At 48.7% G+C, this 18,673-nt stretch carries 18 protein-coding genes; 6 read left to right on the forward strand and 12 right to left on the reverse strand.

What is annotated here, in order from left to right; translation table 11 throughout:
• Nucleotides 1-60: 60 nt before the first annotated feature.
• Complete coding sequence (locus AC5YB1_RS05445) at nucleotides 61-1,101, forward strand: alkene reductase (RefSeq protein ID WP_494521025.1); 1,041 nt, start codon at nucleotides 61-63, stop codon at nucleotides 1,099-1,101.
• Between the two features lie 90 nt (nucleotides 1,102-1,191).
• On the opposite strand, the gene AC5YB1_RS05450 is transcribed toward AC5YB1_RS05445, so the two are convergent.
• Genes AC5YB1_RS05450 through AC5YB1_RS05465 form a run of 4 tightly spaced genes read right to left on the reverse strand, consistent with a single transcriptional unit; the run spans nucleotide 1,192 to nucleotide 4,762 of the window.
• Nucleotides 1,192-1,953: a sulfite exporter TauE/SafE family protein gene (locus AC5YB1_RS05450; RefSeq protein ID WP_494521026.1), complete on the reverse strand. Its 762-nt coding sequence runs from the start codon at nucleotides 1,951-1,953 to the stop codon at nucleotides 1,192-1,194.
• A gap of 41 nt (nucleotides 1,954-1,994) precedes the next feature.
• Complete coding sequence (locus AC5YB1_RS05455) at nucleotides 1,995-2,549, reverse strand: DUF924 family protein (protein ID WP_494521589.1); 555 nt, start codon at nucleotides 2,547-2,549, stop codon at nucleotides 1,995-1,997.
• A gap of 22 nt (nucleotides 2,550-2,571) precedes the next feature.
• On the reverse strand, nucleotides 2,572-4,089 hold the full coding sequence (locus tag AC5YB1_RS05460; RefSeq protein WP_494521027.1) for a PH domain-containing protein: 1,518 nt from the start codon (nucleotides 4,087-4,089) through the stop codon (nucleotides 2,572-2,574).
• A complete protein-coding gene (locus AC5YB1_RS05465) occupies nucleotides 4,082-4,762 on the reverse strand; it encodes a PH domain-containing protein (protein WP_494521028.1) in 681 nt (226 codons plus the stop codon). The genes AC5YB1_RS05460 and AC5YB1_RS05465 overlap by 8 nt, the downstream gene beginning before the upstream one ends.
• Nucleotides 4,763-4,912: 150 nt before the next feature.
• On the opposite strand from AC5YB1_RS05465, the gene AC5YB1_RS05470 reads away from it, so the two are divergent.
• Nucleotides 4,913-5,215, forward strand: a complete 303-nt coding sequence (locus AC5YB1_RS05470) for a winged helix-turn-helix domain-containing protein (protein ID WP_475514720.1) — start codon at nucleotides 4,913-4,915, stop codon at nucleotides 5,213-5,215.
• Nucleotides 5,215-6,621 carry an NAD(P)/FAD-dependent oxidoreductase gene (locus AC5YB1_RS05475; RefSeq protein WP_475514719.1) on the forward strand — a complete coding sequence of 469 codons (1,407 nt, stop codon included), beginning with the start codon at nucleotides 5,215-5,217 and terminating at the stop codon, nucleotides 6,619-6,621. The genes AC5YB1_RS05470 and AC5YB1_RS05475 overlap by 1 nt, the downstream gene beginning before the upstream one ends.
• A gap of 72 nt (nucleotides 6,622-6,693) precedes the next feature.
• Here AC5YB1_RS05475 and AC5YB1_RS05480 read toward each other — a convergent pair whose 3' ends face one another.
• The gene (locus tag AC5YB1_RS05480; RefSeq protein WP_494521029.1) at nucleotides 6,694-7,017 is read right to left on the reverse strand and encodes a DUF2956 domain-containing protein; all 324 of its coding nucleotides are present in this window, start codon (nucleotides 7,015-7,017) and stop codon (nucleotides 6,694-6,696) included.
• A gap of 161 nt (nucleotides 7,018-7,178) precedes the next feature.
• On the opposite strand from AC5YB1_RS05480, the gene AC5YB1_RS05485 reads away from it, so the two are divergent.
• The gene (locus AC5YB1_RS05485) at nucleotides 7,179-9,044 is read left to right on the forward strand and encodes an ABC transporter transmembrane domain-containing protein (protein ID WP_494521030.1); all 1,866 of its coding nucleotides are present in this window, start codon (nucleotides 7,179-7,181) and stop codon (nucleotides 9,042-9,044) included.
• Nucleotides 9,045-9,094: 50 nt separating this feature from the next.
• Here AC5YB1_RS05485 and AC5YB1_RS05490 read toward each other — a convergent pair whose 3' ends face one another.
• Nucleotides 9,095-10,066 (reverse strand): DUF4382 domain-containing protein, encoded by a 972-nt coding sequence (locus AC5YB1_RS05490; protein WP_494521031.1) that lies wholly within the window; start codon nucleotides 10,064-10,066, stop codon nucleotides 9,095-9,097.
• Nucleotides 10,067-10,335: 269 nt separating this feature from the next.
• Here AC5YB1_RS05490 and AC5YB1_RS05495 point away from each other — a divergent pair, with 269 nt between their 5' ends.
• Nucleotides 10,336-10,845 (forward strand): lipocalin family protein, encoded by a 510-nt coding sequence (locus AC5YB1_RS05495; RefSeq protein ID WP_494521032.1) that lies wholly within the window; start codon nucleotides 10,336-10,338, stop codon nucleotides 10,843-10,845.
• Nucleotides 10,846-11,061: 216 nt separating this feature from the next.
• Here AC5YB1_RS05495 and AC5YB1_RS05500 read toward each other — a convergent pair whose 3' ends face one another.
• From AC5YB1_RS05500 to AC5YB1_RS05515, 4 genes are all read right to left on the reverse strand, one after another.
• Entirely contained in the window at nucleotides 11,062-12,660 is a 1,599-nt protein-coding gene (locus tag AC5YB1_RS05500) for an AMP-binding protein (RefSeq protein ID WP_494521033.1), read from the reverse strand.
• A gap of 220 nt (nucleotides 12,661-12,880) precedes the next feature.
• The gene (ccoG, locus tag AC5YB1_RS05505) at nucleotides 12,881-14,356 is read right to left on the reverse strand and encodes a cytochrome c oxidase accessory protein CcoG (RefSeq protein ID WP_494521034.1); all 1,476 of its coding nucleotides are present in this window, start codon (nucleotides 14,354-14,356) and stop codon (nucleotides 12,881-12,883) included.
• A 177-nt stretch (nucleotides 14,357-14,533) separates the two neighbouring features.
• A complete protein-coding gene (locus tag AC5YB1_RS05510) occupies nucleotides 14,534-15,985 on the reverse strand; it encodes a sigma-54 interaction domain-containing protein (RefSeq protein WP_494521035.1) in 1,452 nt (483 codons plus the stop codon).
• Between the two features lie 122 nt (nucleotides 15,986-16,107).
• Complete coding sequence (locus tag AC5YB1_RS05515) at nucleotides 16,108-16,644, reverse strand: thioredoxin family protein (protein ID WP_494521036.1); 537 nt, start codon at nucleotides 16,642-16,644, stop codon at nucleotides 16,108-16,110.
• Between the two features lie 216 nt (nucleotides 16,645-16,860).
• On the opposite strand from AC5YB1_RS05515, the gene AC5YB1_RS05520 reads away from it, so the two are divergent.
• Nucleotides 16,861-17,475, forward strand: coding sequence for a LysE family translocator (locus AC5YB1_RS05520; RefSeq protein ID WP_494521037.1), 615 nt, complete (start codon nucleotides 16,861-16,863; stop codon nucleotides 17,473-17,475).
• A 162-nt stretch (nucleotides 17,476-17,637) separates the two neighbouring features.
• Here the strand turns inward: AC5YB1_RS05520 and AC5YB1_RS05525 are convergent, their stop codons facing one another.
• A complete protein-coding gene (locus AC5YB1_RS05525; protein WP_494521038.1) occupies nucleotides 17,638-17,955 on the reverse strand; it encodes a DUF3144 domain-containing protein in 318 nt (105 codons plus the stop codon).
• Nucleotides 17,956-18,113: 158 nt separating this feature from the next.
• Nucleotides 18,114-18,653, reverse strand: coding sequence for a type II secretion system protein (locus tag AC5YB1_RS05530; protein ID WP_494521039.1), 540 nt, complete (start codon nucleotides 18,651-18,653; stop codon nucleotides 18,114-18,116).
• Nucleotides 18,654-18,673 lie beyond the last annotated feature (20 nt).

Genomic DNA, 18,673 nt, shown 5'->3' on the forward strand with positions numbered 1-18,673 from the left:
ATGCAACTCGGTTTATCTTGAGCGGACATTCAAGAAAGCGTTACAGCAAGAGAGTTCTACATGACCGCTAACCTATTTCAACCGTTTAAGCTCAATGACAGTATTACGCTTAACAACAAAATTTTGATGGCGCCGCTAACCCGTTGTATGGCCGATGATGAGTTGGTGCCAACTCAAGCCATGGCCGAGTATTATGCCCGCCGAGCCGCGGCCGGATTGATTATTTCTGAGGCGGTGATCATTCGCCCTGACGGTCAAGGTTATCCCAATACACCTGGCCTGTTTACCCCTGCGCAAATCGACGGTTGGCGTCGGGTGACCGATGCGGTGCACGCTAACGATGGCAAAATTTTCGCTCAGCTTTGGCATACTGGCCGGGTTGCTCATTCTCACTTTTTTGGTGGGCAAACCATTGCACCATCGGCTATTGCTATCGAAGGTAGCGTGCCAAGGCGCCGTGAATTAACCTACGAAACGCCTAAAGCGGTCACCCACGAAGAGATCGAGCAGCTGATTGCCGATTATTCACAAGCGGCAGCCAATGCCATTGATGCTGGTTTCGATGGCGTCGAAATTCACGGTGCTAATGCTTATCTTATCGATCAGTTTTTACATCACGACAGTAACCGCCGCACCGACGGCTATGGCGGAACTCCTGAGAACATGGCGCGTTTCCCGCTGGCCGTTGTCGATGCCGTTTGTGCGCGTATTGGTCACGAGCGCACGGCGCTACGCGTCACCCCTGGTGCCTATGTCAACATGCAAGGTGATGCGCGAGATCGTCAAGTATTCGACTATTTTCTTAAACAGTTAGCGCAACGTGAGTTGGCTTATTTGCACATAGGTATTTTCGATGATGCCTTGGAATTTGATTACCTTGGCGGCCGCGCATCTAGTTACACCCGAGCAAATTACAGTAAAACCTTAGTCGGGGTCGGTAGCTACACAGCGCAAACGGGCGCCGCCGCTATCGATGAGGGTAAGTTTGATCTACTGGCCATTGGCCGCCCATTTATCGCTAACCCAGATTATGTTGAGCGAGTGCGCGATAACCAGCCTTTGGTTGAGTATTCAGATGAAATGTTAGCCAGCCTCATTTAAATAAGTCAGACTTTACACTTTTCAGCCAGCAATTGTCCCAGAGTCAATTGCTGGCTTTTTACGTTTTTATACGCATAGTACGTAATAGGTCTACTCGCTGAGCATCGCCGCGGCGCTGCCGCACAATGTCATGATAAATAGGAACCACTTTAAGGCATTAGGGCTGACTTTTATCGCCATTTTGACGGCGATGTGAGCGCCTACTAAGGTGCCCGCAGCCAAGATTAAGCCGGGCAGCCAGAGGATGAGATCTTCGGCGATAAAGACGACTAACGAGGCTAAGGTAAATACTAAAGTACATAAGACTTTTAAGGCGTTAGCTCTGACTAAGTCGTAACGTAAGCTGCCCGCCAGAGCTGCTAACAGGACAAAGCCGACCCCAGCTTGCACAAAGCCGCCATAGATCCCTGCAATGGTGAGCCAGACCCAAGAGCTCGGCGTTTGGCTGACTTTCTTCACCTCTGTGCCTAGCGCGGGCGAAATCATGGCGGGCTTAACCAAAATGATCAGTGCCATTGTCAGCATAGTCCCCAACAATAAGGGTTTGATGATACTCGATGGGGCGTAGGCCGCGGCTGCCGCGCCAATAAAACCCCCGATAATGGTGGGCAATAAAATGGGGCCGGTATCACCGCTGTCTAATTTACCGTGTTTTTTAAACCCCACGATTGCCGTTAACGATTGCACCACCACGCCCACTCGATTGGTGGCATTGGCGACCTCTGCTGGCATCCCCATCACCATTAAGGCGGGCAAGGTTAAATTAGAGCCGCCACCGGCCAAGGTGTTAATGATCCCTGCGAGAAATCCGGTGACCAATAGCAATAGACCGTGGGTAAGGGTGACATCCATTTTTTGTCCTTTAAGCTGGTTATAAATTAATAATAGGGGCGTTAGAAACCTGACCCAGGTTGTTGTAAAAAGGCTAACTCTTCAGGCGTCGATTGGCGCCCTAAGATCTGGTTGCGATGAGGGTAGCGGCCAAATTGGTCGATGATCGCCTTATGACGCAGCTCAAACGGCAAGTTGGCAGCCGCTGCCTCACGGCTAAAGAGGATCAGCGCCACTTCATGGATTGCGCGTGATTCACTGTGCATATAAGGCATATAGATAAACGGTACATAGTTGATATTCAGCTGTTGATCGATCCCCGCCGCTACCGCTTCTTGGGCCAAGGTCAGTGCCATTGCATCGGCGGCAAACGCCTGCGGAGTATCACGATAAATATTACGGCTAAATTGGTCAAGGATAAGGATCTCAGCTAAGCGACCTTGTGGCGTGGCGCGCCAATGATAAAGCTCTCCCTGTTTTGCTTGGCTCAATAAAGGCTCAAACCGTTGCTTAATCAGCGCGTCAAAGGCGCTGTCTTTATCGAACCAAGCTTTGGGCTCAATCTCGGTAAACCAGAAATGGATAATATCATCTGGGGTATGCAGGGTCTTTGTCATAGTCTTTGGCATCAAGGGCTCCTTATATCCAGTTAGTATGGTCATACTTGGTTAAGCTTAGCGCCGTTTCGGCGATCACTCTGGCGTCTGTGATACTAAGGTAAGGTATGGTTTGCTCGCCGCTGGCCATGCCTAAGTGCAATGTGGCTAAGTGTTTGCGTCGCTGCCCTACTGTTTGGCTTATGCAGACATGCTGCACCTTGGTGAGTGACAGCAGTTGCCAGCTTTGCCCTAGCACTCCGGTATGGATCCACAGATCATGGCCTTGCAACCGATACCCCCATTGGCGATACCTTAAGTAGAGTGCTATCACCACAAGGGCTGCGCCAAGCCACATCAGCTCGGTTAACCCGTTAAGGCCAAGTATAAAAGAGGCCAGCAAGGTCACTAATGGTGGTAAAAAGGCGCGGCGCCAAAACCAGCCGATATCGATCCCTTGGTAATGAGTGGGTAGCTCTGTGGCGTGGCTCTCAAGGCCGTTAAGCCTAGAGAGTACTTGGGTTATCTCGACAGAGGTCATGCTTGGGATCAGCATATGGCGTTTGGATTGCTGTTCGACTTCACTGCCTTTTACTTGCTTAAAATTGGCGGTCCAACGCTTAAACAGCCGGCCTAAAACGGGCTGATTAAAACGAATTAACTGCACTCTGGCTAACGCCAATACATCGTGTTGTTTGGCCAGTAAACCGCCGGTGCGATGCAAGGTGTTATCCCGTAGGCTTAACCTATAAGGGTGAAACTTTAAGACCGCCGAGGCGATAGAGACTAGCGCCAATAACAGATACAGCAAGAGTAATAGCGATAATCCAAATAGCAGCTCATTCATCAAGCTGGTAGCGATAGTCACTTGATACCATTGCCACAACGCTTGGGCAAACACGCTATCACCGATCTGCTCCCAATTGAGTTGCCCCAATATCGAGCCAGAAATGATCGATAACCAAAAAAGATTGTTTTGGTATAAACCAAAAATCAGCAGATCCTTAAGCTGTTTTTGCACCACAAGGCCGCTCGTTGAAGGGGCTGCTGCGGTGCCATCGACAGGTGCTGTTCCCGCTGGGTCGGTTGCAGCCGTAGTGGGCGCATGGATAAATAACCGCTGTTTAAGCTGCATGGCTTGGCGATAGTTAACCGCCGACAGCACGGCTTCATCTTGCTTAGAACCTGCGGTTTCCACCACCAAACTGAACAGCCCCAATGGGCGGAAATAGAGCGGCTGTTCGAGGCGCACATTTTGAATTTTATTCAGCGGAATTTCGTGAGTGCGTTTAAATAACAATCCCTGTTTGATGCCCAATTTATGGTCTTGTACGCGAAAGCGATATTGGCTCCACTGCACAATGGCAAAGGTAGCAATGGCTAACACCACAGTGACCATCACCAATATCACCCAAGGTGAATTAAAACCCTGCTGCCAACCGGTATAGATGACAGGTATCAGCGCATAACCGTTACTAAGCATCACCTTGAGTGCATGTAAGCTAAAACTGATGATGGACCATGGCGATAGGCTCGCCCATTGGGTAAAGCGACTACTCATGTTTATCGCTCGGCGTGGCGGTATCACTGGGCGCGTTAGGCTGAGAGGCGATTTTTGCCGTATCGGCATCATCGCTATTCATGCTGGTCAAGGGGGGCTTCGCTGCGATGTCGGCAGGCGCCGAGCTGGCTTGGCGAACGAGCGCCGCTTTGGCCAATAAGTGTTGCCGAAGGGATTCTGCGACCGAGCTACTCAGCCCTGGCAGGGTTATTTCGGCGCTGCCACTGCCAGCGCTAAAACATTTTAAAGTGTGCTGACCAAAACGGCGCTCCAGTGGCCCCTGCGACAAGCTAACATGTTGTAAGCGGCTGTAGGGCAAGGCGATTTTTTGGTGCCAAATAACCCCTTGTCGCATAACAAACTCATGGTCGAATACCCCATAAGCCAGCGACGTGGCAAACTTATAGCGGCCATAACCGATGAGCGCAGCGAGCACGAGTGCGGCCGTCACCAGTCCCAATAGCGCTAAAATGGGCAGGTTAGCCAATAGGCTTATTACCGCAATGGCGATAATGATCGGCACAAATAACAGCAGGTTTTCGATGTGGACTTGTTCGATATAAGTGCTTTCCACTGGAGTGAGAGGCACTTGATCGAAGCTTAGCCATTCATGGGGCGCCAGTCGTTGTCGCTCGCCTAGGCTAAGTGTTGGGCCCTTCAGATCGTCTGCCATTGGTTATCCTAAGCAAGGTTGTCATGCTGTGGTTTATTTAGACTATATCAGCATCATGCCCAATTTAACCAGAGTGTGCCATAGCACTAATTTGTAATTATCTGTTATGTTTACAAAAGAGCTAAAACTAACCTCATTATGGAGTGCGCAGTGGGCGATACAGACAATCAAATATCAAAACAGAAAAAGGCCTTTCTTAGAAAACTCTATTTGGCCCATCTTATCGATAACGAGCGTCATAACTTGCTGTCGCTGAGTAAGCTTACGGCCATGCCAAGGCGGACCTTACAAGATGCCATTGCTTCATTGGACGATGTGGGTATCGAGTGTGAGTTTGTGCAAGACGGTACGCGCCATAACGCGGGGTATTATCAATTGCGCAGTTGGGGGCCGATTAATCCGTTATGGATCAAGGACCACCTCAATGGACTGTTAGCTCAGTTGCAATCTTAATGAGCCATTCACTGCATCAAACCCTGTGGGCCAGTACCTTGGGCGAAGCGCTCGTCCAACGCCCCGCATTAGCTGGTGATATCGATGCGGATGTGGCCATTATCGGTGCCGGTTACACAGGGCTGTGGACCGCTTATTATCTTAAGCAGCAATCTCCCCAATTAAAGATAGTGGTGCTCGATGCTACATGCGCCGGAGAGGGCGCATCTGGGCGTAATGGCGGCTGGTTGATGGGCAGTTTTGTTGGCGATAGCCATTACCTTGCAGGATTATCGGGCGAGGCCTTTGAGCAAGCCAAACAGTTGATCCAAAGTCCCATCAATGCAGTAGCCAGCGTCATAGCAGAGCATGGTATTGATTGTGATTTTAGCCACAGTGGTAATTACCGAGTGGCCGCGCGTTATCCTGAGCAGCTTAATACTCTGAGCGGCGAACTAACCGAGCTGCATCAACAAGGGTTTACCGAGCAAGATTATCGCTGGGTGGAAGGGAATGCGTTAACTCAAGCAGTCAGTATGCGCCTGGGCTGCGCGGCGATTTATACTCCCCACTGCGCCACTATTCAGCCACTCAAGTTGGTGCGCGGCCTAGCCCGCGTGGTCGAAAGTATGGGAGTGACCCTGTATGACAACACCCGAGTGAGCGGCTTTGGTCAGGGCGTGGTGCAGTGTCACTCTGGCCGAGTTCGCGCCGAGGTGATTGTGCCTGCCCTTGAAGGGTATCAAGGCGAGGTGAGTCAGCTTGGGCGTTATACCTTACCTGTGCAAAGCATGTTGATTGCCACCGAACCTTTAAGTGAGGCGTTATGGCAACAGTTGGGCTTGGCCGCCAGGCCGACCTTTAGCGATGCCTCTCGGCAGGTGACTTATGGTCAGCGCAGTTTAGATAATCGTTTGGTGTTTGGCGCGCGAGGGGGCTATCGATTTGGTGCTAAGACGCAGACTCAATTTGACCGTAATAGCGAGGCTTTTCGCTGGCGGGCTGAGCTTATGGTCGATCTTTTTCCGGCACTCAAAGGGGTCAAGGTGAGCCATGGCTGGGGCGGAACGCTGGCGATGGCGAGAACATTTGCCCCCCACGCCATATTCGATAAGCGCAATGGCATCGGCTTGGCTGGTGGCTATGGCGGCGAAGGTGTCGGGGCGTCCAATCTGTTTGCCAGAACCTTAACCGATCTGATCCTTGAGCGTGACACCGCATTAACCCAAATGCCTTGGGCCCATGTGAGTGAGGTTAACCAGGTATTAACCCCGTGGGAGCCTGAGCCATGGCGTTGGTTAAGCTACCATCTCATCAATAAGGTATTTAGCTGGGAGGAGCACTTATGTTTGCAAGCGAGCTCATCGAGCCTTCAAAAGCGTATCGCGATCCATTTGGCCCAGCGCCTCGATAACTTGATGCATTAGCTTAATGCACTAGTTTGATGCAGTTAGCGTTATGCACATCGCAGGTGCCCCTAGACTTACTGGCTTGAGGCATTAGCCCATTAACAGGTAAGCGGCAAATCCAGCCCAACTCAGCAGCAGTAGCGCCCATGGGAGCTTGGATGAGTTGCTGTTCGAGTCACTAATTTGGGGGACATCGGTTTGTGCTGAATCGCGGTTTTTCGCTTTTAGCTCCTGTTTACGGGCTTTATCTTTGTCTCGGGCCTTACTCTTTTGCTGTTTTTTATATTCAGCAATGCCTTTCTCAATCCCCAGCGCAATCAGCTTAGTTTGCTCTTTGGTTTGCCCCGGCTTCTGGGTCGCTTTAGCGACTCTTAGCGCCTCATTTTTGGTTTCGTTCGAAATATTTTTTACCACAGGTTATCGCTCCCTTTTGTTATGACGGCACTATATCACAAAGAGGACTTGGCGATGAGCGGCGGGCTCATTGTTGATTGTCTGCAATAGATAAACAAATTCAATTATCTGGCTTTATTTTTGATATTCTTGTCACTATCTCCCATTTTGTTTAGCGACCTATGCGCGATAATAAATTGGCCGCCTCGGCGGTAAACACACAAGCCATATCAGCGGCGGCAGCCTCCTCGGCCAGTCGCCGGACGGTATTGCCCTGGATTGCTGGCTTTTTAAAACCTTATCGCGCTCGAGTCATTGCCGCTATCGTCTTTTTGTTTATCGGTTCCTTGGCCTGGCTGTCATTAGGGCAAGGCGTTCGTCTGATGGTCGATGAAGGGTTTTTGCAAGATAACAGCGAGCGACTCAACGAGATCATCCTCTTGGTGATTGGCATTACCGCGCTCAGTAGTTCGGCGATTTTTTGTCGTTTTTACCTAATGACTTGGCTCGGCGAGCGAGTCAGCGCCGATATTCGCCTTAAGGTGTACGATCATCTGCTTAAGCTGTCGCCGGGCTTTTACGCCAAACTCAGAACCGGTGAAGTGATCTCGCGTTTTACCGCCGACTCTACCCTATTGCAATCTGTGGTGGGCTCAAGCCTCTCGATGGCCCTTAGGGCCAGTGTTACCGTGATTGGCGGCATAGTGATGATGACAATCACTAGCCTGAAGATGACTGCTTTAGTACTGCTTGCGGTGCCTATGGTGCTTGGGCCTATCTTTTTCTTAGGTCGCAAGGTGCGCGATTTGTCACGCAAGAGCCAAGACAGGGTCGGCGATCTTGGTGCTTATGTGGATGAAACCCTTCACGAAATTCATACGGTGCAAGCCTATTGTCATGAACACAGAGATCGTGAGCTATTTAATGAGCGTGTCGAAGCGGTCATGGACGCAGCTAAGGGGCGGATAAAATATCGCTCGATATTAATTTCGCTGGTGATGTTTTTAAGTATTTTAGCCATTGCGCTGGTCACTTGGGTCGGCGCCCATGATGTGATGCAAGGGGTTATCACCGCCGGTGAACTATCGGCCTTTATGTTTTATGCGGTGATGGTAGCTGGTGCCGTGGCGACCATTAGTGAAGTGATTGGTGAGATCCAGCGCGCCGCTGGCGCCACCGAGCGCCTTATCGAGTTGGCTGAAACCCCCATCGATATACCGCTACCCCGGCATCCGCAAATGCTGCCGACTAAGGTGCGCGGCGACCTGCAACTGAATCGAGTCTGTTTTACCTATCCCAACACCGATAATAGTAGTGAAAATGCTAGCGATGCCCAGTGCGATGACCCGCTAGATAATCAATGGGTTATCCGTAACCTTAGCCTGCAGATCCACAGCGGCGAACGGGTGGCGCTGGTGGGCGAAAGTGGTGCCGGCAAGAGCACTTTATTTGAATTATTACAGCGCTTTTATCCCCTTAACAGCGGCAGTATCTTATTAGACGGTATCGATATCGCTAATCTGATGCCGCAAGCGCTTAGGCAGCAGTTTGCGCTGGTGCCGCAAGAGTCGGTGATCTTTGCCAGCAGCGTGTTAGAAAATGTTCGTTATGGCCGCCCTGATGCTAGCGAGCAGCAAGTGATTGATGCCTGTATTGCCGCACATGCCAATGAGTTTATTGTCGATTTCCCCATGGGATACCACACCTATTTAGGTGAGCGCGGGGTGCGGCTCTCTGGTGGACAAAAGCAGCGCATCGCGATTGCGCGGGCCATATTAGCCGAGCGGCCCATTTTACTGCTCGATGAGGCCACCAGTGCGCTGGATGCGGTTAGCGAGCATAAGGTTAAATTGGCATTAGATGCCTTAATGCAGGGGCGCACCACATTGATCATTGCCCATCGATTAGCCACAGTGCTTAATGCCGATCGCATCTTAGTGATGCAAAAAGGGGCGTTAGTCGCCAGTGGCACCCATTCACAATTGATGCAAAGCTGCGAGCTGTATCGTGAATTTGCCAGTTTGCAGTTATTAAATGAGGAGATGTAGTGTTTTGCGCTAAAGCTAAGCGAGTTTCCATACTCGCTTAATGACATCATTTAGCCGTGTCCACCATGATTACCATGGCCGTTGCCACATTGATGTGTTGTCTCTTGGCCACCCTCTCCCACAGTGACAGAGCCTGCATCTTCAAACAGACTAAAGGTGTCCTGAGACATATCATCGATAGCTGGGTCGTCTAAGTGACCAAGGCAAGTATAGGCAACGCGATAATCACCAGCGGGGAGGTAACCCATGGCAAAGGACCAATCACCACTCATATCTTGATGTATAGGAGCGATGGCTACTGGCGAGAATTTACCATCGTTTCTAGCTGGACTTATATCCGCCATTTGCGTAAGACCTGTGACGCTATTTTGATAAAGATAGGCCATGTGATAAAACTGACCGCCAAGCGGAGCATTATCTGAGTGCGTTATTTCGCAGTTTGCTATCCATTGAGGATCCATCTCGCCAATGAGGTGTCCCATTTTTCGATTATCAATAGAGTAGATACCGTCGTGGTTAAGATGATATTGGTTATCGTAAAGGTGCATCGATTGGTATAGATCTATCTCCATGGTCAGAAATAGGTTCTCGTGCTGATTTAATACAAAGTCATGTAACGGAAGATGGTTGTTTTCGACTATCAATGGTAATCGTCCTTGACCATTTTCAATCGCACAGCCATCGGACTGATCACCATTAATTAAGGTAAAGTGTACATCGTGGTAGTGACCCGTTGGTAGCTCAAGGTTACGAATAACCTCATGACTCTTTGTTCCTTGGAAGTCGAGAAGATTGAATCTGTGTTGCCCCAAGTCGTGTTGATGAACTGTGCCATGGGCATCGGTCATTACTAGCTTATCGAGTACTAACTCGACGTTACTGACTTGGCTCATCGGAGAATCGGAAATGGCAATATTGACCATACCGACGGCGAGATCAGTCGTGGGCGTAGGTGAATCATCGGAGCCGCCGCAAGCTCCAAGGACTATTGTGGGGATAAGAAGCGAGATTAATTTACGCATGTTATTCGCCTTAAAGCTAATTGATTACTTTTGCTAATAGAGGTTCATTATTAGCTTATTTTAAGTGTATTTTGAGGGATGTATTGGCTTGAATTTAACCATTGTGATTGAACCATGAGTTTATCGATCTTTTTTTGTTATCTAAGATAAAGTGCGCTAGGGAGGTGTTAACCGCTGTTAAGCTGAGTGAACATTTTCTTGGTTTTTAACGTAATGAATGTTCACTGGGTTATCCTTTACCTTTGATCTATCTATATTTTGGAGTCAACGTGAAAAAAATTGTTTTGTTATGTTTGCTACTGCTCAATGGGTGCACCAGTGTGCCCAGTGGTATTAAGCCTGTTGAGCAGTTTGAACTGCCACGTTATTTAGGCACTTGGTATGAGATCGCCAGATTAGATCACAGCTTTGAGCGCGGCTTAACGCAAGTCACGGCCACCTACAGTATGCAAGCCGATGGTGGCGTTGAGGTGATTAATCGTGGTTTTTCAGTGGCAGATCAAAGTTGGGATGAAGCCGAAGGTAAAGCCTATTTTGTCGAAAGCCCCGATATTGGTCACCTTAAGGTCTCCTTTTTTGGCCCTTTCTATGGCGCTTATGTGATTTATGAACTGGATAAAGCCGATTATCAATATGCCTTTATCACCAGCTATAAGCGTGACTATTTATGGTTTTTATCGCGTACGCCCAAGGTGAGTGACGCGTTAAAGCAGCAGTTTGTGGCGCAGGCTAAGCAGATGGGGTTTGCGGTTGATGAGATTATTTGGGTGCAACAATAAAGGGCATGAAAAGTTGATACAAAGTGCTTAACTAATATAGATAAGAAGGTACGACAAGCAGGGAGCCATTAGGCTCCCTTCTTGGTCGGTATTTATATTGGTCAGTGTATAGCGGAGTCAGTATTTATAAGTGTTTAGTTGCAAGCAGTTAGCGGTAAGCGGGAACATTAACACTAACTAGAGCCAATAGGCCCCTTTCATTAATCCTAGCCTTGGTTATTTACGCAGTTCACGACGCAATATTTTTCCCACGGTGGATTTCGGCAGGGCGCTCATAAACTCAACTATTTTCGGCACTTTATAAGCGGTCAGTTGCTCGCGGCAATGGGCTAGGATACTGGCTTGGGTGGCCGAGATATCATCGCTTGGGCTGCTTAGCACAATTGCCGCCTTTACCGCCTCACCACTACGCGCATCCTCTACGCCAATTACGGCGCATTCGAGTACGGCTGCATGGGCGCTCAGCACCTCTTCAACCTCATTGGGGTAAACGTTAAAGCCCGAGACGATGATCATATCTTTTTTACGGTCGACAATTTTGTGCATGCCTAAGTCAATCGCAAGGGCAATATCCCCCGTTTTAAAGAAGCCGTCACTTGTCATCACCTTGGCGGTTTCCGCTGGCATCTGCCAGTAGCCGCTCATCACTTGTGGGCCTTTTACTGCCAGCTCCCCTGTGGCACCAAAGGGCACTTCGTTATCATCGAGGTCGAGGATCTTCACTTGGGTGTCGATAACCGGCTTACCTATACTCCCCAGTTGCTCCAATCCTGGAGCATTAAGTGAGACAACTGGTGAGGTTTCTGACAAGCCATAACCTTCGGATATGGTGCAGCCAGTGGTGGATTGCCAGGCCGCGGCGGCGGCTTGAGTGAGCGCCGTGCCGCCAGAGATAGTGACTCTTAGGTGGCTAAAGTCGAGAGCTTTAAACTCAGGTTGGTGACAAAGGCCAACAAACAAGGTGTTGATCCCGGCAAAGCCAGTAAAAGGATGTTCACTCAAGGTTTTGATTAACGATGAGATATCTCTAGGGTTTGGAATAAGTACCGAGCAGCCACCACTTTCAAAATACACCATAAGGTTCACCATAAAGGCGTAGATATGATAGATGGGTAGCGGCGCGACAAATATCTCTTCGCCTTGAATGAGTTTATCGCCAAGGCGAGATTTAACCTGCAGGGCATTAGCAATCAAATTGCTGTGGCTCAACATGGCGCCTTTAGAGAGCCCAGTGGTGCCGCCAGTGTATTGCAGCGCCGCTAAGTCGCCCAAGTTAGCTTTTACGGGGGTAAAGCTGAGCTGGCTGCCTTTGGCTAACACCTCATTAAAGCGGGTGGTCGTAAAGGGCGTGGCTGGTTGTTCCTGCTCGGCAATTAAATCCAATGCGTGGGTTGCGATAACGGTTTCAATGGCGGTGTTAGCGATGACATTGGTTAGCGTCGGCAGTAGGTCGCTCAGCACCACTAGGGCCTTAGCGCCCGAATTATTATATTGATGAATGAGTTCACGTTCTGTGTATAGCGGGTTGGTATTGACTAACACTAAGCCTGCACGCAATGCCCCATAGGCAGCAATAACAAATTGGGTAATGTTGGGCAGCTGAATAGCGATGCGATCGCCAACGCTAAGCGCAGTATGATGTTGCAGATAAGCGGCAAAATAGCGCGAGTCACGCTCGATATCGGCAAAGGTGCTCGATTGGCCTAAACAGACATAGGCAGTGTGATCGCTATAGCGCTGCGCCGACGTTTCAATCAGGTCGATTATCGATTGGTACTGGGTAAGGTTGACGTGGGTATCAACATCATATGCCATAGCGTGCCTCTCATTATTATTAATTTGTTAAAAATTAAACAAGTGTTTAGATTGTGCTAAAAGCGCGCTAAGGTCAACCGTAAATAGCCGATGAGTCTTGGGACTTAAATTTATTAAGCTTATGTATATATAGAATTTTATATCTAGGCTGGGCTTTGGTGCTGGTCAGACCTTTATCGCGTCTGTTGCTGTCAGACGCGATAAAGTCTGGGTGGGATGATTACGCTGAAGTCAGGGTAAAAAATTGGCTTTGTTGCGCTACACTGTCGAGTGGATCGGCCAGATTCATTACTTTAAAGGTAATGGGCTGCTGACGTAATGCGCCATCGATTGGGGCATCTTTACTGCGTTGTTGGTACACGGTCAGCGGGTAACTGAGCTGTTCTCCGGGCTGAACGGTAATCTCTACCTCGACCTCTTTATTGATAAAGTGACTTTGATCGCTTTCAAGATAGATAAGGTATTGTTGTGATTGCTGGGTTTTATTGCGGATCTTGAGCGTATAGCTATTTTCGATACGGTTATCGGGCGCGATGCGATACAGGTTTTGTCTGTCTCTTATCACATTAAGCTGGATCGCCTCGCGTTGGTATAGATCAAAGGCAAATACGCTCAGCATAATCACTACCGCCATGCCATAACCAATAAACCGCCAAGAATTAAATCGCTGTACAGGTAAGCCTTTGAGCTCGTTTTCACTGCTATAGCTTATCAAGTTACGCTCATAGCCGAACTTATCCATGGTTTGATTGCAGGCGTCAACGCAGGCACCGCAGTTAATGCATTCATACTGCAAGCCATTACGAATATCGATTCCCGTTGGGCACACATCGACGCACAAGTTGCAATCGACACAATCGCCAAGATCTGTGGCTTGTTTGCGTTTTCTGGGACCGCGAGACTCACCACGCTGGGTATTATAGGTCACAGTCAGGGTGTTACTGTCGAACATGGCCGATTGAAAACGTGCATAGGGGCAGCAGTGCAAGCACATGAGCTCGCGCATAAAGCCGGCATTCAGGTAAGTACACAGGGCAAAAAACCATACCCAGGCCGTTATCCAAAAACTGCCATTGAGGGTGAATATTTGTGGGTATAAGCTGCTTGCGGGCACAAAATAGGCGATAAATCCACAGCCGGTAAGCAGTGCCATGAGACCCCATAATAGGTGTTTGCTAACACGCTTGGTGAGCTTATTGAGACTCCAAGGGGCTTTGTCTAAGGCGTAACGTTTATTGCTGTTGCCTTCTATCTGCTTTTCAACCCAGACAAACATAAAGCTCCAGCTGGTTTGCGGGCACAGATAGCCACACCAGACCCGCCCCCAAAACACGGTAATAAAAAACAGTAAAAATGCGGCAATAATAAGCACCCATGCCATCAGGGTGAAATCCTGCGGCCACAGTGTCGTACCAAAAAAATTAAACTGCTGGTTTTCTATATCAAATAAAATAGCTTGCTGGCCATGGTAACGAATGAAAGGCACCAAAAAGAAACATAAGATAAGCAGGCTGTTAAGGCCGGTTCGCAGTCGTTGGAAGTCACCTTTTTGCTCTTTGATATGAATCTTGCCCTTTTCGCTGGGGATAAAGGTCACCGCTATCGGTTCGCCCTGGGCGCTAGGTGGTTTGCCGTTTGATGCCATGGCCGAATTGGCCGGGGTTGAGGTGGACCGTGAGTTCACACTTTGTGTCATGATTAAGGTTCCGCGCTATACACATTGAAAAAAGTATCGCGGTATCTGCAAGTTCAGCACCAACTTGCGAGTTATTTAATGCATTGATTATAAAAGATTATTGTTATCTTGAGATAAATAGTCTCGCGATATATCGTGCTTTGTCGATATATCGCGAAAAATAGAGAGGCATTAATCCTAGCTTGGTCGATGAATATTGAGCTTTTTCATACGTGAGCGTAAGGTACTGGCGGGTAATCCTAACACTTGAGCGGCGCCCTGCGCGCCCGATATGCGCCAACCTAACTGTTGTAGGGTACGGCGAATATGGGCGGCTTCCACTTGCTCTAAGGTTTGCCCGTGTGTCGGCGGCGCGTTGGCGGTATCGAGTTGTAGGGCGGGGATTTGCAATACCTGCCCTTGAGACAAAATACTCTGACGCTCAATCACATTTTGCAGCTCTCGTACATTCCCAGGCCAGCTGTAGGCCATTAGATGACTTAAGCCTTTATTACTTACCCCTTTGATTTTTTTGCCGAGTTTTTTATTGAGGTTGGCGACGATATGGCTCACTAAGGTGGGGATATCCTGTAAACGCTCACGCAAAGGCGGCACATGCAGCGGAAACACATTGAGGCGATAATAGAGATCCATCCTAAATAGCCCTTGCTGCACACGTTTTAGTAAGTCGTGGTGGGTCGCGGTCACCAGACGAATATCCACCTTGATGGTCGTGCTGCTGCCGACCCGCTCAAACTCTTGCTCTTGTAGCACTCTTAACAACTTCGATTGGGCCTCGAGGGACAATTCGGCGACCTCATCGAGAAACAAGGTGCCTTGGTGGGCTAATTCGAATCGCCCCTTGCGCCGAGTGGTCGCACCGGTAAACGCCCCTTTTTCATGGCCAAACAGTTCGCTTTCAAGCAAGGTGGGCGAAAATGCCGCGCAGTTGACGCTCACCAGAGGTTTATCGCTGCGCTCACTGAGTTTATGAATATTGCGCGCGACCAGCTCTTTACCTGTGCCATTTTCGCCACTGATCAGCACTGTACTATTGGTGTTGGCGACCAGCTTAATTTGTTGAATAAGGCGTAAAATCGGCTCGCTTTCACCAGAGATACTCACATCACCTGTGTGGCTGGCCAGTTCCGTTTGCAGGTAATCGTTTTCGCTGGCCAGCTTTTCCGACAAGGCTTGCACTTGCTCTAATGCCTGACGCAGTGAGTCTTCGGTTTGTTTCTGCATGCTGATATCGCGAAATATCGCGACTACACCGATCAGCTGTTGCTGCTTATAGACTGGGGTTGTGGTGTAATGCACCGGAAAACTGCTGCCATCTTTACGCCAAAACAGTTCATGACTGATCTCGCGCGCAATGCCGTCGTGCATGGTGTTGTAAATGGGGCAATCTTCTTGGGGATAATGGCTACCATCGGCATGACTGTGATGATGGTGATTGTGAATATTTTTACCCAGCAGCTCTTGTGCTGTCCAGCCGGTCATGCGCTCGGCGGCAGGATTGATAAACACCGCATTGCCTGCCAAGTCAAAGCCGTAGATCCCTTCGCCCACGGCATTAAGCAATAATTTATTTTCGGGCAGAAAGTCCACATGAGTCTCGCCCGTGGGCGCTAAAGGGGATGAACACATAAAGATACTCGCAGCAGAAATGAACTAGAGATCCAGTGTACTTTAGCTCACGATATATCGCGACTTCTATCTTACAAGTATCTTGCAAGACTGCTACCTTGCTATTAGTTAGTCGCCTCGTATCAATGTGCCCGTAATAGGGTGAGCACCTCGTGGTAATCGAGTACGCGCGATAACGCTATGCCTTGGGGATATTGAGAACTGAACAGTATCGTAAAGGGAATACCATAGGCATTATGTTGGGCTAAAAAAGCCTCTACCACGGGGTCGCTGCGGGTTAAATCGCCCAACATCAATACCATATGATCGCGCTTGAGTAGCTTAACCACTGCCTCACGATGCAACACGCGATCTTTATTGCCTTTGCAAATGATGCACCAATCGGCGCTGACATCGACAAATACTGTTTTATCTTGGGCAACTAAGGCGGCGATCTTCTCTTGGGCTAACGGCTGCCAAACTAAGTTTTTATAGGCGGTAATGTCTTCGCGCGGGTAAATAAAATAGGTTACGGCGGCGTTGATCGCGGTAAAACAGAGCAGTAATAGCAGTACTGCCATTGGGATCTGGGTGCCGCGTGCTTTTTTAACGCTAAGAAAAATAATCAAGCCAATAAGCAAGCTTAGTGTGAGTGCGCTGATAGTGAGGATTGTGTGCATGATAACCATTGAAGGTGATTGATGATGCTAGTCTAGCAAACATCAACGCCTGAATTGAAATAATCAGTACATCACAGATCTTTTGCACCTATGGCTGAATGTTTGTAAGCTGCCCGGTGCGATGGCAAAGCGTATAAGCTGGCGAGTATTACCAAGCGCCATCGGATTAACCAAATGATATAACAACAATAATCGGGTCGTGTAAGAGGAAGCAGGATGAGTGTGAGTGCTTGGCTAGGTTTGCTGGCCATCTGTTGTTTGGGCGCCATGTCGCCCGGGCCAAGTTTAGCTATGGTGGTGCGGCATACCTTAGGTGGCGGCCGCGCTAAGGGGATTGTCTGCGCGTGGGCGCACTCTATTGGCATTGGGGTGTACGCTTTAGTGACCTTGCTTGGCCTAGGGGTGTTACTTAAGCAAGCGCCACTGGTCTTTAATGGCATTGCCATTCTAGGCGCGCTCTATTTAGCCTATATTGGCCTGCAGGCGCTACGCTCTAAAGGCGGTATGTCGGACAAGCTTGCGGCAGGTAAAGCCAGTAGCACGCTTACCGCCGCGCGTGACGGCCTGGCTATTTCACTGTTTAACCCTAAAATCATGCTGTTTTTTTTGGCGCTATTTAGTCAATTTGTGTTGGCAGCCGACAACCTTTGGGGGCAGTCTTTAATTGTGTTAACGCCTCTGGTGGTCGATGGCCTGTGGTATACCTTGATAGCATCATTGCTGTCACATCGCTCTGTATTACCCAAGTTGCGGGAAAATGCGCGCATGATAGATAGGCTCTCTGGCGTGGTGCTAATTTTATTGGCCATCAGGGTTCTCGTTACGATTTAAGACTCTCAAGCAGATTGCTTTGGAAGCGCACATTATTAGAAATACACAAATAGTGAGTAATGGACAAAGTGCTAGGGGGATATCGTTGTGAGGTTATGGGGTAATTATGCCATCGGCTTACCTGAGCTGTAAGGCGATGGCATACAAGGTTACATCGGGTGATTAACCTTTAAACACCTGTACTGCTTCATCTTTCACCGGCTCGCTTTGGGCTGGTGATGGATTATTTATGTGGTCATCGAGATTGTCATTTAACATATCGCGGTACTCTTTGCTAAACCACTCTAGCGCATTGTCTTTTTCAGCAGCCAAATCAGATGATTTGATTGATGCTTCAAATGCATTAAAACGGGCTGCCGCAAAACGCAGCGCCGTGCCGACTTTACCGACATCTTGCTCTTGGGCGCTCAGCTCGTTGGCAAGGGCAATGAATTGATCGGCTAATTCAAAAATAGTGGTTTCTTTTTGCTGTTCTGACATGCTTTTGGCTCACAATTGAGTGAATGTAATAGGCGGATATTAACTTAAATTAGCCAACAGTGAATCATTGAATGTGGCTTTATGAGATCAAATTGGCAAATTGCCTCGATTCATTGCTTGCTTCAATTTTTAGCTTATCCTCCCAAGTTAAGAGGTATTTAGCTATTTGGATCGCTGTCGACAACGACTTGGCCATTACGAGAGTCGTAATAGATGCTTAAGTTTTTATTATTATTGAACTCATAACGGCATTGATTAATCGCAATATAATTGGCCTTATAATCCGTCTCATCACTACTATCAAAGCGTGACACGCTAGGTTCTTCACCTTGGTACAGGGTTTGCCATACGGAAATACAATCTTCGACATTGTCGAGTGACGGAGAGGGCTCGTTATCGGTGAAATAGTGTTGAGCTGGCCACCCTGCGGCATTAAAATCCATCTCACCCGTTTCATCTTCACCAAAGGTGGGCAGGTTTTCAGCTGGGCCTGAGCCTACTCGAGTGGCCCAAACCGCATGGGCAAGGTTAATCCCCGCTTTAAATGCACCGCCTGTGGCTTTTACACTGGCAATTTGAGCATCTTGAGAGACATTGACAAATTTAGGCAAGGCGGTCACAGCCAGTAGGCCTAGCACGATAATCACCACGACAAGCTCAATAAGGGTAAAACCACGCTGTTGCTGTTGAGATATCATGGTAAATATGTCCTTATAAA

The organism is Shewanella sp. 433, from assembly GCF_059338565.1.

Excerpts from the sequence above, each read along its gene's own strand:
- AC5YB1_RS05530 (WP_494521039.1), bottom strand. The coding sequence starts at position 18,653 with ATGATATCTCAACAGCAACAGCGTGGTTTTACCCTTATTGAGCTTGTC.
- AC5YB1_RS05485 (WP_494521030.1), top strand. The coding sequence starts at position 7,179 with ATGCGCGATAATAAATTGGCCGCCTCGGCGGTAAACACACAAGCCATA.
- AC5YB1_RS05475 (WP_475514719.1), top strand. The coding sequence starts at position 5,215 with ATGAGCCATTCACTGCATCAAACCCTGTGGGCCAGTACCTTGGGCGAA.
- AC5YB1_RS05445 (WP_494521025.1), top strand. The coding sequence starts at position 61 with ATGACCGCTAACCTATTTCAACCGTTTAAGCTCAATGACAGTATTACG.
- AC5YB1_RS05465 (WP_494521028.1), bottom strand. The coding sequence starts at position 4,762 with ATGGCAGACGATCTGAAGGGCCCAACACTTAGCCTAGGCGAGCGACAA.
- AC5YB1_RS05500 (WP_494521033.1), bottom strand. The coding sequence starts at position 12,660 with ATGGCATATGATGTTGATACCCACGTCAACCTTACCCAGTACCAATCG.
- AC5YB1_RS05525 (WP_494521038.1), bottom strand. The coding sequence starts at position 17,955 with ATGTCAGAACAGCAAAAAGAAACCACTATTTTTGAATTAGCCGATCAA.
- AC5YB1_RS05455 (WP_494521589.1), bottom strand. The coding sequence starts at position 2,549 with ATGACAAAGACCCTGCATACCCCAGATGATATTATCCATTTCTGGTTT.
- AC5YB1_RS05490 (WP_494521031.1), bottom strand. The coding sequence starts at position 10,066 with ATGCGTAAATTAATCTCGCTTCTTATCCCCACAATAGTCCTTGGAGCT.
- AC5YB1_RS05510 (WP_494521035.1), bottom strand. The coding sequence starts at position 15,985 with ATGTGTTCATCCCCTTTAGCGCCCACGGGCGAGACTCATGTGGACTTT.
- AC5YB1_RS05515 (WP_494521036.1), bottom strand. The coding sequence starts at position 16,644 with ATGCACACAATCCTCACTATCAGCGCACTCACACTAAGCTTGCTTATT.
- ccoG (WP_494521034.1), bottom strand. The coding sequence starts at position 14,356 with ATGACACAAAGTGTGAACTCACGGTCCACCTCAACCCCGGCCAATTCG.
- AC5YB1_RS05460 (WP_494521027.1), bottom strand. The coding sequence starts at position 4,089 with ATGAGTAGTCGCTTTACCCAATGGGCGAGCCTATCGCCATGGTCCATC.
- AC5YB1_RS05450 (WP_494521026.1), bottom strand. The coding sequence starts at position 1,953 with ATGGATGTCACCCTTACCCACGGTCTATTGCTATTGGTCACCGGATTT.
- AC5YB1_RS05520 (WP_494521037.1), top strand. The coding sequence starts at position 16,861 with ATGAGTGTGAGTGCTTGGCTAGGTTTGCTGGCCATCTGTTGTTTGGGC.